Consider the following 12,966-nt stretch of genomic DNA (forward strand, 5'->3'; position numbering starts at 1 on the left):
AGATGTTACAGTTTCAGATCCCGCCTCAGTTCCCGCAAGGGCGTTCGGCTATCCCATCGCCCCCATCATTTCGCGCCCCACCAGCATGCGCCGGATCTCGGAGGTGCCGGCCCCGATCTCCATCAGCTTGGCATCGCGGAAAATGCGGGCCACCGGGCTGTCCGACAAAAACCCGGCCCCGCCCATCGCCTGCACCGCCTGATGCGCCTGCACCATGGCCTGCTCGCTGGCATAAAGACAGCAGGCAGCGGCATCCTGACGGGTCACATCCCCCCGGTCACAGGCCTTGGCAACCTCATAGACATACGCGCGCGCCGAATTCATCGCCGTATACATGTCGGCCATCTTGCCCTGCATCAGCTGGAAATCACCAATGCTTTGCCCGAACTGTTTGCGTTCCACCATATAGGGCATGATCTCATCAAGGCAGGAGGCCATGATACCAGTGCCGATCCCCGCCAGCACGACGCGTTCATAATCCAGCCCCGACATCAACACGCGCACGCCCCTGCCCTCTTCGCCCAACACGTTTTCAAACGGCACTTCGACATCCTCGAAAATCAGCTCCGCCGTGTTCGAGCCCCGCATGCCAAGCTTGTCGAAATGCTCCGACGCCGAAAAGCCCGCCATCTCCTTTTCAATCAGAAACGCCGTGATGCCCCTGGAACCGGCCGCGGGATCGGTCTTGGCATAGACCACCAGCGTATCGGCGTCGCAGCCATTGGTGATCCAGTATTTGGTGCCGTTGAGCACATAGCGGTCACTGCGTTTCTCGGCCCGCAATTTCATCGAGACCACATCCGACCCGGCCCCGGCCTCGGACATCGCCAATGCTCCGACATGCTCCCCCGAGACCAGCCCGGGCAGGTATTTCGCACGTTGCTCGCTGGTGCCGTTGAGCTTGATCTGATTGACGCAAAGATTGGAATGGGCACCGTAGGACAGCGAGACAGAGGCACTTGCGCGCGCGATCTCTTCCACCGCGATGACATGCGCCAGATAGGACATTCCAGCCCCGCCATATTCCTCGGGCACCGTGACGCCAAGCAGGCCAAGCGCGCCCATCTCGGGCCACAATTCAGCCGGGAACAGATTGTTCCGGTCAATCTCGGCAGCCATCGGTTTGACCCGCTCCTGCGCCCATCGATGCACCATATCGCGCAGCGCATTGACGTCTTCGCCCAGGTCGAATTGCATGGCGGCCAAGAACATGGCGCGACCTCCCCTTAATTGAACACTCGTTCAGTTAATAGCGGGCCGCTCGGGCAGAGTCAAAGAAATCTGCTACGATTGAAGAGCGGGGAAAATTTTTCCTGTAAAAATTTTGCGCGCCGAAAAATCTTCCGGAAGATTTTTCCGTCCTGCCGCGCATTTCGTTTCGGCATTGCCGTAGAAATTGACATGAATAAAGGGCTGATCATTCCCGTTGGGCAACATCAGGCCGGTGGGCACCGGGCTTGGCTGCGGTCCCTCGGGCGACACCCTGACCGGCGGCATCGCCAGATGAATTTCCAGCTCGTCGGGCATGGCCACGCCAAAACCGGACACGAAGTTCTCGTCGCGGGTGCGCTCGGACACCATCACATGGACCAGGCGGCCGCATCGACCATCTCGCCATCGACATGCTGGTGGCCCGGCTCGATATGAACGCGACCGTGCCGCTGGACGCGATTGCCTGCCGCTTCGATATCGTGCTGCGCGGGCGGCGCTCGACGCTGTTTGAAAACCGTCCGGAGGGGAACTGATGACAACCGACTACCTGAAGGAAACGCCTTCGCAATGAGCCGTTCAACACCAACGCAATTTCATGTGTTGGAACCGTGGTTTCCGGTCGCTGTATCGTGATCGGCCCTATTGTCGCCGTGGGGCGGTCACGACAATATTCGGCGCAGCTCGTCGGTAATGATTTCGGCAATCAGGCGGGCATCAGAGATGGTGAAAGTCAGCGGCAGACGCATATCCATCAGACCGGCCAAAATACGATCTGTCGCAGGCAAGCTTTGCGCCTCGGCATAGCGCCAGCTGTCATAGCGCGAGGTAAAACCCACCGGCTCGGCCCCGCCGAACCATTTCAGCTCCACACCGCGCGCGCCGCAACCTGCGACCACCGCCGCAATCTGCGCCTCTGAGGCGCCGGGCAGAAAAAACTGGATCGATGAGCCGACGATGTTCTCTTCCTGCGGCCGCTCGATCAGGCGCAATCCGGGCGTGTTGCGCAGGCCTTCCTCAACTGCTGCGTAGAGCGCGTTCCAACGCACCACCTGCGCCGGCAGATCCGCCAATTGCGGGCGCAGGATCGCGGCGCGCAGATTATCCATCCGGCCCGAGACATTGGGCGTGACCCATTTGACCGCCTCGAACGCGGCGGGCGGAGGTGCTGCGCGGTGGCGGGAATACAGCATGTAGCTGCCCGACAGGATAATCGCGCGCGCCATCAGATCCGGGTCGTCCGAGGTCAGAAACCCGCCCTCGCCCGAATTCAGATGTTTGTAGGTCTGGGTCGAATAGGCGGCCATGATCGCGTGGCGGCCCGATGGCACACCCTTCCAGCCGCCGCCCATGGTATGGGCACAATCCTCGATCACCCTGACGCCGGTGCCATCGCAGATCGCCATCAGCCGGTCCATGTCACAGATATGGCCGCGCATATGCGACAGCAGCAGCACAGTCGCGCCGCTTTCCGCAATCAGGCGGGCCAGATGGTCCAGATCGATCACCAGGCTTTCGGTCACCTCGACAAAGACAGGTCGGGCCGCGACGGCGGCAATCGCGCCCGGCACCGGGGCCAGCGTAAAGCCGTTGGTCAGCACCGCATCACCCGGCCCCACGCCCAGGGCGCGCAGGGCGCACCCCAGCGCATAGCCGCCCGAGGCCACGGCCAACGCGTATTTTGCGCCTGTGAAAGCCGCGAATTCCTCCTCCAGCAGCGCAACCTCGCCCGCATCATCGGGCCCGGTGTTATAGCGATGCAACCGGCCGCTTCGCAGGACGCGCATGGCGGCCTCGATCCCGGCCTCGGGGATCGGCTCCTGTTGGGTGAAATTCCCGGTAAATCTCTGTTTCATCACAGCAGTCTTGCGACCCGCATGGCCCGGCGTCAATGCCCCTCAGACCAGCAGCGCGCGCGCGATACCGGGCATGTCGGCATAGCGGTGCAACAGCGCCGCGGGGTTCAGGTCGGTCACCCCCATCCCAAGCGGCCCGAAACTGACCAGAACCGCAGGCACCCCGGCCGCGCGCGCGGTATCGCGGTCGGTCACCGTATCGCCCACCAGCAGCGACCGCGCGACATCGCCTCCCGCGCGTTTGACCGCCGCCACAAAAGGGGCCGCATCGGGTTTGCGCGTGGGCAGCGTATCGGCCCCGATGAGCGAGCCGAACAACCCCCGGACACCAAGGCTTTGCATCAACGCCTCGGCCAGGCCTTCCGGCTTGTTGGTGCAGATGCCAACCGCGAACCCGTCGCCGCGCAGCACCTCCAACGCGTCGGCCACGCCGGGATAGAGCACCGTATGCACATCCAGCGCCGCGCCATAGGCCTCCAGCAGGATCGGATAGCCGCGCTCGATCTCGCCCTCGGGGGCGTCATGGCCCAATCGTTGCAGGCTGAGCCGCAGCATCGCCTTGCCGCCTTGCAGCGCTGTCGCCGCGTCCTTTTCAAGCTTCAACTGCGGTGCATATCCCATTGCCATCATGGCGGAATTGCCCGCCAGAAGCAGATCGGCACTGGTATCGGCCAATGTCCCGTCAAGATCGAAGATCACGGTGCGCATGGCGCATCTCCCTGTCCGAAGGCGGGTTTCCGCCGCCGCGCTGAAACGAACCGTAAGGCAAATTGACATCGCCCCGCCTTGCAAGGCCCGCCTGCTTGGATAATACCGAACCGGAGAAAACGAAAGCAGGTGACATGCAAGACGATACAAGGCCATGCGCGCTGGTCATTCTGGCCGCGGGTCAGGGCACGCGAATGAATTCCGATCTGGCGAAGGTTCTGCACCGGATCGGGGCTGCGCCGCTGCTGGCGCATGCGATCAATGCCGGGACCAGCCTGAACCCGGCCCGCATTGTCATTGTCACCGGTCACGCGGCTGCGGCCGTGGAAAAGGCGGTCGCGGCGCATGCCCCCGAAGCCAGCTGCGTCCGGCAGGCCGAACAGCTTGGCACCGGCCATGCCGTTTTGCAGGCCGCAGCCGCGCTGGACGGGTTTTCCGGCGATGTCATCGTGCTTTATGGCGACACGCCCTTCATCACGCCCGAGACCTTGCAGGCAATGCGCGATGCCCGGGCCGATCACGACATCGTCATGTTGGGGTTTGAAGCCTCTGATCCCGGTCACTACGGGCGCCTGATCATGGATGGGCCCCGCCTGATCCGCATCGTCGAGGCCAAGGATGCCAGCCCGCAGGAACTGGAAATCACGCTGTGCAATTCCGGCCTGCTCTGCGCCGATGCCGCCACGCTGATGGCGCTGCTGGCCAAGGTTGGCAACACCAATGCCTCGGGTGATTATTATCTGACCGATGTGCCGGAGATTGCCCAAAGCGAGGGGCTGACCTCAACCGTTGTCACCTGCCCCGAATCTGAGACGCTCGGCATCAACACCCGCGCCGAACTGGCTGATGCTGAACGTATTTTTCAAACCGCAAAGCGCAGGGAAATGCAGGAAAACGGCATCACCATGATGGCCCCCGAAACGGTGTTTTTCGCCCATGACACATGGATCGGTCGCGATGTGCTGATCGAGCCAAATGTCGTGTTCGGCCCCGGCGTCACGGTCGAAAACGATGTCACTATTCGCGCCTTTTCGCATCTTGAAGGCTGCCATCTGGGGGCCCGCGCCACCGTCGGCCCCTATGCCCGCCTGCGCCCCGGAACCGAGCTTGGCAATGACGCGCGGATCGGCAATTTCGTGGAAGTGAAGGCGGCCGAGATTGGCGAAGGGGCCAAGGTCAATCATCTCAGCTATATCGGCGATGCCAGCATTGGCGCGCGATCAAATATCGGGGCCGGCACCATCACCTGCAACTATGATGGCGTGTCCAAGCACCGCTCTGAGATTGGCAGCGATGTCTTTGTCGGATCCAACACGATGCTGGTGGCACCGGTCACGCTTGGCGATGGTGCGATGACCGGATCGGGCTCGGTGATCACCAAAGACGTGCCCGCCGGGGATCTGGCCATCGGGCGCACCAAACAGGCCAACAAACCGGGGTTGGGGGCGCGGCTGATGGCCCGGCTTCGCGCCCTGAAAGAGCAACAGAAAAAGGAACGCTGATATGTGCGGCATTGTCGGTGTTCTGGGCAATCACGAGGTTGCCCCGATCCTGGTCGAGGCGCTGAAACGGCTCGAATATCGTGGCTATGACAGCGCCGGAATTGCCACCGTGAACAACGGCATCCTTGATCGGCGGCGCGAGGTCGGCAAGCTGGTCAACCTCTCCGATCTGCTGGTGCATCAGCCATTGGCGGGAAAATCCGGCATCGGCCATACAAGATGGGCCACCCATGGCGCGCCCTCGATTGCCAATGCCCATCCGCACCGCGCCGGGCGGGTTGCCGTCGTCCATAACGGGATCATCGAAAACTACCGCGAACTGCGCCAGAGCCTCGCCTCCGAAGGCATTGATTTTCAAACGGAAACAGACACAGAGACCGTGGCGCTTCTCTGCGAATCCCTGCTCGATTCCGGCCTTGCGCCGCGCGCCGCCGCGCGCGAAACCCTGCGCCGGTTGCAGGGGGCATTTGCGCTGTGCTTCCTGTTCCAGGGCGAAGATGATCTTCTGATTGCGGCCCGCAAGGGCTCACCGCTGGCGATCGGCTATGGCGATGGCGAAATGTTTGTCGGATCCGACGCCATCGCATTGGCACCCATGACCGGCCGCATCACCTATCTTGCCGAAGGCGATTACGCCTATGTCACCCGCGCCGGCGTGCAGATATTTGACGCTGATGACCGTCCCGCCAACCGTGAAATCCGTCAGATCCCGGCACAATCGGCGCAGATCGACAAGGGGGGGCACAGGCATTTCATGGCCAAAGAGGTGTTTGAACAGCCCACGGTCCTGTCCGAATGTCTGGCCCATTACGCCAATGATGACAAAGTGATAATCCCCGAAGGTGATGTGGATTTCAGCGCGACCGACCGCCTGATCCTGGTGGCCTGCGGCACCGCCAACTATGCCTGTCTGGTGGCCAAATACTGGTTCGAGCAATTGGCGGGCCTGCCCTGCGATGTCGATATCGCCTCTGAATTCCGCTACCGTGAACCGCCCGTGTCAAACAGCACCACGGCGCTGTTCGTCAGCCAATCGGGCGAAACCGCCGACACGCTTGCCGCGCTGCGCTATTGCGAGGGCAAGGCCGCGCGCATCCTGTCGGTGGTCAATGTCGGTGAAAGCTCCATCGCGCGCGAAAGCGATCTGGCCCTGCCGATCCTGGCCGGCGTCGAGATCGGCGTGGCCTCGACCAAGGCCTTCGTCTGTCAACTTGCGGTGCTGGCCAATCTCGCCATCCTTGCGGCGCGCCAGAAAGGCCGGATAGACGCGAACCGCGAGGCTGATCTGCTGGCCAAACTGCGCGGTCTGCCCGGTCTGATCAATCAGGCACTGGCGCTGGAGGATCAGATCAAACGCCATACCTGGGCGCTCAGCCGGGCGCAGAGCATCCTTTTCCTCGGTCGCGGCGCGATGTTCCCGCTGGCGCTGGAAGGCGCGCTGAAACTCAAGGAAATCAGCTATATCCACGCCGAAGGCTATGCCTCCGGCGAGCTCAAACATGGACCCATCGCGCTGGTGGACAAGACCGTGCCGGTGGTGGTGATGGCCCCGACCGATGCGCTGTTTGATAAATCCGTTTCCAATATGCAGGAGGTCATCGCCCGCGAAGGTCGGGTCTTGCTGGTCACCGATGCCGCAGGCGCGGACATGGCCGGTGGCGATGTCTGGCAGACGCTGATCCTGCCCGATGTGGACCCGTTCCTGGCCCCCATCCTCTATTCCATCCCGGCCCAGCTCATCGCCTATCACACCGCGCTTCACAAAGGCACCGATGTCGATCAACCGCGCAACCTGGCAAAATCCGTGACGGTGGAATGATCCATGGCCAAACAATTCCCCGTCCTCGATGAGGGGCACTGCAAATTCATCGCCGAGCAACATATTTTCTTCACCGGCAGCGCCGGGCCTGACGGTCCGGTCAACATCTCGCCCAAGGGCATGGACAGCCTGCACATCCTCGCGCCCGACCGCATCCTCTGGGTCAATCTCACGGGCTCAGGCAATGAAACGGCAGGCCATCTGCTGCGCGACCCGCGCCTGACATTGATGTGGTGCTCCTTTACCGCCCGGCCTCTTATCCTGCGCGCCTATGGCACCGCCCGCGCGGTTCATGTCACCGATGCCGACTGGCCGGAACTGGCGGCGCATTTTCCTCCCTATCGCAGCGCCCGCCAGATCGTCGATATGGCTGTGGACATGGTGCAGACCTCCTGCGGCTACGCGGTCCCCTTCATGGAATACAAGGACGAACGCCCGACCATGGCGCAATGGGTGGCCGACAGGTCCGACGCCCAGTTGCGCAGCTATTGGGCCGAACGCAACACAAGCACGCTCGATGGCCAGCCCACCGGCATTCCAAAGCCCGACCCCGACGATTGAGGCCCATTCTGACCGCCGGGGCGCATAACCGGCCCGCCGCCCCAAAACCGCACCCATCCCCCCTTCTTCTTTGTCGAAATACTCCGGGGTTTGGGGCTGGCCCCAATTGCCCGCGCGAAGGCTCCCGACAGGGGGGCTGAGCCGGGCAACCCACGCCCCGCAGCTTTGCCGCGCCCCGAATTGGTTCGCGCGGCCGCCCGGCACCCTTGTCACCCGCCTATCGCCGCCGTATGAAACCCGCGACAAGACAAGCGGAACAGGCCGGGCCATGCCCATATTGGTGATGAAATTCGGCGGCACATCGGTCGCCACGCTCGATCGCATCCGACGCGCCGCCAAACGTGTCGGGCGTGAGGTCGCGAACGGCTATGACGTTATCGTCATCGTGTCGGCAATGTCGGGTGAAACCAACCGGCTGGAGGGCTATGTCGAGCAAACCTCACCGCTGTTCGACGCCCGCGAATATGATGCCGTGGTCTCTGCGGGGGAAAATGTCACCGCTGGCCTGATGGCCCTGACGCTGCAGGAAATGGACGTGCCGGCGCGCAGTTGGCAGGGCTGGCAGGTGCCGCTGAAGACCAATTCCGCCCATGCCACCGCCCGCATCGAGGACATCCCGACCGCCAACATCCTGGCCAAATATGGCGAAGGCATGCGCGTCGCCGTGGTGGCGGGGTTTCAGGGTATCGGCGATGATGGCCGGATCACCACCCTTGGGCGGGGCGGGTCCGACACATCCGCCGTCGCCTTTGCCGCCTCGTTCGGTGCCGAAAGATGCGATATCTACACCGATGTCGATGGCATCTACACCACCGATCCGCGGATTTGCGGCAAGGCCCGCAAGCTCGACAAGATCGCGTTCGAGGAAATGCTCGAACTGGCAAGCCTCGGGGCCAAGGTTCTGCAGACCCGATCGGTCGAACTGGCGATGCGCTATCATGTGAAATTGCGGGTTCTGTCAAGTTTCGAAGAACAATCCGACGCGGCCGGAACGCTTGTCTGCGACGAGGAGGAAATTATGGAAAGCAATGCAGTTGCCGGGGTCGCCTATTCCAAGGATGAAGCCAAGGTCACGCTGATCTCAGTCGCCGACCGCCCCGGCGTGTCAGCCGCCATTTTCGGGCCGCTGGCCGATGCCGGGGTGAATGTCGACATGATCGTGCAGAACATCTCCGAGGAAGGCCGCACCGACATGACCTTCTCCTGCCCCACCAATCAGGTGAGCCGCGCCGAACAGGCTGTGAATGACGCGAAAGACCGCGGCGAGATCAATTTTCACGGGCTGGTCGCCGATACCGATGTCTGCAAGGTCTCGATCGTGGGCATCGGCATGCGGTCCCATGCCGGCGTTGCCGCCAAGATGTTCAAGGCGCTGCGCGACGAGAACATCAACATCAAGGTCATCACCACCTCCGAGATCAAGATCTCGGTGCTGATCGACCGGAAATACATGGAACTGGCGGTTCAGGCCCTGCATGATGCGTTCGAACTGGAGAAATCCGCCTGACCGCGCAGCGCGCGATGGCCTGAACCGTGGACGCGGCATTTCCAGACGGTTTCCGCCACGCTCAGTTTTACGTCAGCCTGGACCGATGCCTCCCTGCACGCAGCTTCGGCGGGGTCGGCGTTTACCACTGCCCCGTTGCATGACCGCCCCCGCCCGCGCTATGGCTTGAACCGATGCTGCGCTGGCGCTGGCCGGCTCAGGGAACGGGGTGACATGTCTGACCAAACCGAATCCGACAGCCGCAAGCTGCTGCGGCGCTTGCAGGCCTCCCTGGCCGAGCCCGGTGCCGGGCAGGAACGGCTGGATCGGATCACCCATCTGATTGCCGATTCGATGCATACGGATGTGTGCTCGATCTACCTGTTCCGCGATTCCAAGACGCTCGAACTATGTTCCAGCGAGGGGCTGGCACCCGAAGCCGTGCATGTGACACGGCTCAGGATCGGCGAGGGTCTGGTGGGCCGGGTCGCAGCGCGCGCGCGCGCCATCAACACCGCCAATGCCCCGTCTGAGCCCGGCTTTCGCTTCATGCCGGAAACCGGCGAGGAACGCTTCACCTCATTTCTGGGCGTGCCGATCCAGCGCCTGGGCGAAAAGCTTGGTGTTCTGGTCGTGCAATCGCGCGACGAACGCGGCTATTCGGACGACGAGATTTATGCGCTGGAAGTCGTGGCCATGGTGCTGGCCGAGATGACCGAGCTTGGCGCCTTTGTCGGCGAAGGCGAGGCAATGTCGGCGCGGCACCAGAAATCGGTGGTCCTGCATGGCGGCATCGGCCAGGAAGGCGCGGCGGAAGGCCGGGTCTACCTGCATGATCCGCGCGTTATCGTCACCAACCCCATCGCGGATGACCCCGAAGCTGAACTCATTCGCCTGACCGAGGCGGTCGATCAGCTGCGCATTTCGGTCGATGAGATGCTGGACAATGCGCCAAAGGGCGACAAGGACCAGCATGAGGTGCTGCAGGCTTACCGGATGTTCGCCAATTCGCGCGGCTGGATGCGCCGGATGACAGAAGGCATTGCCCGCGGTCTGTCGGCCGAGGCTGCTGTTGAAAAAGAACAATCCACCGCCCGCGCGCGGATGCAAACCGTGCCCGATGCCTATCTGCGCGAACGCCTGCATGACCTTGACGATCTGTCGAACCGCCTGTTGCGGAAATTGACCGGCCAGGGTGGCAATTCGGGCGTGCAGATCCCCGAAAACCCGGTGCTGGTGGCACGCAATATCGGACCCGGCGATTTGCTGGAATATGGCCGGTCCCTGCGCGCCGTGGTGTTGGAGGAAGGCTCGGTCGCCAGCCACGCCGCCATTGTGGCGCGGGCCCTGGCCATCCCGCTGATCGTGAACGCGCCGCGCATCACCACCGAGGCGCTGAACGGTGATCTTATTCTGGTTGATGGCGATCAGGGCGTGGTGCATCTGCGCCCCGAAGATGCCGTCATCACCGCCTTCCGCGACAAGATGGCGATGCGCGCCGCCGCCCAGGAACGCTATGCCTCGATCCGCGACAAGCCTGCCGAAACGCTGGATGGCACGCGCATTACGATGCATATGAATGCCGGGCTGATGGCTGATTTGCCGTCGCTGCCATCATCGGGGGCCGAGGGCGTGGGGCTGTTCCGCACCGAATTGCAGTTCCTGACCCGCAGCACAGTGCCGCGCCGGGGCGCATTGGCGGCGCTCTATGCGCGTGTGATGGATGCCGCTGGCGACAAGCGCGTGGCGTTCCGCACGCTCGATATCGGATCGGACAAGGTGCTGCCCTATATGAAGCCGCAGGACGAACCCAACCCGGCGCTTGGCTGGCGCGCGATCCGGGTCGGGCTCGACAAACCCGGCGTCATGCGGATGCAGCTTCAGGCGCTGATCCGGGCCGCGAATGGCAGGCCGCTGACGGTCATGTTCCCGTTTATCGCCCAGTTGGAAGAGTTTTCCGCCGCGCGCGATCATCTGCTGCGCGAGTTGGACCGCGAGGCGGCGCTTGGGCATGTCCTGCCCGACAGCGTCGAAATCGGTGCCATGCTGGAAACGCCAAGCCTGGCCTTTGCACCGCGCCAGTTCTTCGAGCTGGCCGATTTCATCTCGATCGGCGGCAATGACCTGAAACAATTCTTCTTTGCGGCGGATCGTGAAAACGAACGGGTGCGGCGGCGCTATGACACGCTCAATGTCAGTTTCCTGACCTTTATCGAACAGATCGTCGGCCGCTGCGCCGAAACCGAAACGCCTCTCAGCTTTTGTGGCGAAGATGCCGGGCGCCCGGTCGAGGCGCTGTGTTTCGCGGCCATGGGGCTGCGCACCTTGTCGATGCGCCCGGCCTCGATCGGGCCGGTCAAAAGCCTGCTCAGGCGCGTCGATCTGCGCGAAGCGCTGGCGGTGATCAACGAGGCCCGCGCCAATGGCATCCAATCGGTGCGCGCGCCGGTGATGGACTGGCTGCAGCGGCAGGGTTAATGTGTCCTGACCCTTGGGATCCGGGCATTGAGCTGAAAATCCGAATCGTGGATATTGCCCTTGGGCCGCGTAATTCGCGGCCATGGTTCTGCGATCAATCCGGGCGACGCAGGCGGATTTGCTTACTGCGCCGCGTTCCACCCGGTCACGGGGCCGCAAACCCCCCGCCAGTCACCGGTTCCCAACACCCGGTCCGGGTTGGTCGGCGGTGGCATGATCACGCCTGCCAGTCGGGTGAATCCAAAGCGCCGGTAATAGGGCGCATCGCCCACCAGAGCCACCCGTGCCCAACCGTTTTCTGCCGCCCGCCCGACGCTGTCATTGATCAACGCACCGCCAAGCCCCTCGCCCTGCCGGGTCGGGTGCACCGCCACCGGGCCAAGCAGCAGCGCCGGCGTGCCACCCACCCGAATGGGCCAGAACCGGATCGCACCGGCCAGAATGCCATCGCCATCGCGCGCCACCCGGCACAGCTCCGATACCGGATCGGTGCCATCGCGCAACCGGTAGGAGCTCAGCGCCTCACGACCGGGCGCAAAGCAGAGATCATAAAGCGCCTCCACCTCCCAGTAATCTTCCGGCTCTTCATGGCTGAGATGATACAAGACCGACCCGTCCCTTGGGGATTTTCGACTGGAACCGCCCCTAGCATGGCGTTATCCCGTTGCCAAACCGGATTGGAGCGACGCGCATATGTTCTACGAACCCAAAAATGGCCACGGGCTGCCCCATAACCCGTTTCATGCGCTGATCACGCCGCGCCCGATCGGCTGGATCTCGACCCGCGGGGCCGATGGTATCGACAATCTCGCCCCCTATTCCTTTTTCAACGGTGTCGCCTTTGATCCGCCGCAGGTGATGTTCGCCTGCACCTCCGGCAAGCCCGATCAGGACGGCGTGAAAGACAGCACCGCCAATATCCGTGACACCGGCGTCTTTTGCGTCAATGTGGTGGAGTTTTCCAGCACCCAGGCGATGAACCGGACATCCGGGGCCTGGCCGCGCGGGGTCGATGAATTCGTCGATGCGGGCATTGCCAAGGCCGAATGCCGGTTGATCGACTGCCCGCGCGTGGCCGATGCGCCCGCCAGCATGGAATGCCGCCTGACCCGGATCGTGCAGATCGAGGGGGAAGCAAACACGGTCGTCTTTGGCGAAGTCATCGGCATCCATATCCGCGACGATTGTCTGGTGGACGGGATATTCGACGTCACGACCTTCCTGCCGGTTGCCCGACTGGGATACCAGGATTTCACCAAGGTGACCGAGCTGTTCACGATGAAGCGCCCCGATGAATGAGCGCCGCGCGTGACCGATTGAGTCCACCGCCCGATTACGGCTAACATT

11 protein-coding genes and 1 pseudogene are annotated in these 12,966 nt (G+C 62.7%); 7 read left to right on the top strand and 5 right to left on the bottom strand.

Translation table 11 applies throughout. The features are described 5' to 3' along the window. Positions 1-48 precede the first annotated feature (48 nt). The gene (locus ACW8PS_RS00935) at positions 49-1,212 is read right to left on the bottom strand and encodes an acyl-CoA dehydrogenase family protein (protein ID WP_491525373.1); all 1,164 of its coding nucleotides are present in this window, start codon (positions 1,210-1,212) and stop codon (positions 49-51) included. 72 nt (positions 1,213-1,284) lie between these two features. Further along, a complete protein-coding gene (locus ACW8PS_RS00940; RefSeq protein ID WP_491525374.1) occupies positions 1,285-1,581 on the bottom strand; it encodes a hypothetical protein in 297 nt (98 codons plus the stop codon). Positions 1,582-1,604: 23 nt separating this feature from the next. Between ACW8PS_RS00940 and ACW8PS_RS00945 the strand changes: the two are divergent. Continuing rightward, positions 1,605-1,745, top strand: a pseudogene (locus tag ACW8PS_RS00945) (protocatechuate 3,4-dioxygenase subunit beta); the annotation flags it as partial. Positions 1,746-1,871: 126 nt separating this feature from the next. Here the strand turns inward: ACW8PS_RS00945 and ACW8PS_RS00950 are convergent. Both ACW8PS_RS00950 and ACW8PS_RS00955 read right to left on the bottom strand, forming a co-directional pair. After that, on the bottom strand, positions 1,872-3,065 hold the full coding sequence (locus ACW8PS_RS00950; RefSeq protein WP_491525375.1) for a DegT/DnrJ/EryC1/StrS family aminotransferase: 1,194 nt from the start codon (positions 3,063-3,065) through the stop codon (positions 1,872-1,874). A gap of 42 nt (positions 3,066-3,107) precedes the next feature. Further along, positions 3,108-3,773: an HAD-IA family hydrolase gene (locus ACW8PS_RS00955; RefSeq protein WP_491525376.1), complete on the bottom strand. Its 666-nt coding sequence runs from the start codon at positions 3,771-3,773 to the stop codon at positions 3,108-3,110. Positions 3,774-3,907: 134 nt separating this feature from the next. Between ACW8PS_RS00955 and glmU the strand changes: the two genes are divergently transcribed. From glmU to ptsP, 5 genes are all read left to right on the top strand, one after another. Continuing rightward, positions 3,908-5,275, top strand: a complete 1,368-nt coding sequence (gene glmU / locus ACW8PS_RS00960; protein WP_491525377.1) for a bifunctional UDP-N-acetylglucosamine diphosphorylase/glucosamine-1-phosphate N-acetyltransferase GlmU — start codon at positions 3,908-3,910, stop codon at positions 5,273-5,275. Between the two features lies 1 nt (position 5,276). Next, positions 5,277-7,094, top strand: a complete 1,818-nt coding sequence (glmS, locus tag ACW8PS_RS00965) for a glutamine--fructose-6-phosphate transaminase (isomerizing) (RefSeq protein ID WP_491525378.1) — start codon at positions 5,277-5,279, stop codon at positions 7,092-7,094. A 3-nt stretch (positions 7,095-7,097) separates the two neighbouring features. After that, the gene (locus ACW8PS_RS00970; protein ID WP_491525379.1) at positions 7,098-7,655 is read left to right on the top strand and encodes a pyridoxamine 5'-phosphate oxidase family protein; all 558 of its coding nucleotides are present in this window, start codon (positions 7,098-7,100) and stop codon (positions 7,653-7,655) included. 268 nt (positions 7,656-7,923) lie between these two features. After that, on the top strand, positions 7,924-9,162 hold the full coding sequence (locus ACW8PS_RS00975) for an aspartate kinase (RefSeq protein ID WP_491525380.1): 1,239 nt from the start codon (positions 7,924-7,926) through the stop codon (positions 9,160-9,162). A 213-nt stretch (positions 9,163-9,375) separates the two neighbouring features. Further along, positions 9,376-11,619: a phosphoenolpyruvate--protein phosphotransferase gene (ptsP, locus tag ACW8PS_RS00980; RefSeq protein ID WP_491525381.1), complete on the top strand. Its 2,244-nt coding sequence runs from the start codon at positions 9,376-9,378 to the stop codon at positions 11,617-11,619. Between the two features lie 122 nt (positions 11,620-11,741). Here ptsP and ACW8PS_RS00985 read toward each other — a convergent pair whose 3' ends face one another. Beyond that, on the bottom strand, positions 11,742-12,224 hold the full coding sequence (locus ACW8PS_RS00985; RefSeq protein ID WP_491525382.1) for a GNAT family N-acetyltransferase: 483 nt from the start codon (positions 12,222-12,224) through the stop codon (positions 11,742-11,744). Positions 12,225-12,312: 88 nt separating this feature from the next. Here ACW8PS_RS00985 and ACW8PS_RS00990 point away from each other — a divergent pair, with 88 nt between their 5' ends. Beyond that, positions 12,313-12,918, top strand: a complete 606-nt coding sequence (locus ACW8PS_RS00990; protein WP_491525383.1) for a flavin reductase family protein — start codon at positions 12,313-12,315, stop codon at positions 12,916-12,918. Positions 12,919-12,966 lie beyond the last annotated feature (48 nt).

Source organism: Alterinioella sp., assembly GCF_058343375.1.

Bases quoted from the DNA above. Each gene is read 5' to 3' on its own strand.
- ACW8PS_RS00935 (WP_491525373.1), bottom strand. From the start codon at position 1,212: ATGTTCTTGGCCGCCATGCAATTCGACCTGGGCGAAGACGTCAATGCG.
- ACW8PS_RS00940 (WP_491525374.1), bottom strand. From the start codon at position 1,581: ATGGTGTCCGAGCGCACCCGCGACGAGAACTTCGTGTCCGGTTTTGGC.
- ACW8PS_RS00950 (WP_491525375.1), bottom strand. From the start codon at position 3,065: ATGAAACAGAGATTTACCGGGAATTTCACCCAACAGGAGCCGATCCCC.
- ACW8PS_RS00955 (WP_491525376.1), bottom strand. From the start codon at position 3,773: ATGCGCACCGTGATCTTCGATCTTGACGGGACATTGGCCGATACCAGT.
- glmU (WP_491525377.1), top strand. From the start codon at position 3,908: ATGCAAGACGATACAAGGCCATGCGCGCTGGTCATTCTGGCCGCGGGT.
- glmS (WP_491525378.1), top strand. From the start codon at position 5,277: ATGTGCGGCATTGTCGGTGTTCTGGGCAATCACGAGGTTGCCCCGATC.
- ACW8PS_RS00970 (WP_491525379.1), top strand. From the start codon at position 7,098: ATGGCCAAACAATTCCCCGTCCTCGATGAGGGGCACTGCAAATTCATC.
- ACW8PS_RS00975 (WP_491525380.1), top strand. From the start codon at position 7,924: ATGCCCATATTGGTGATGAAATTCGGCGGCACATCGGTCGCCACGCTC.
- ptsP (WP_491525381.1), top strand. From the start codon at position 9,376: ATGTCTGACCAAACCGAATCCGACAGCCGCAAGCTGCTGCGGCGCTTG.
- ACW8PS_RS00990 (WP_491525383.1), top strand. From the start codon at position 12,313: ATGTTCTACGAACCCAAAAATGGCCACGGGCTGCCCCATAACCCGTTT.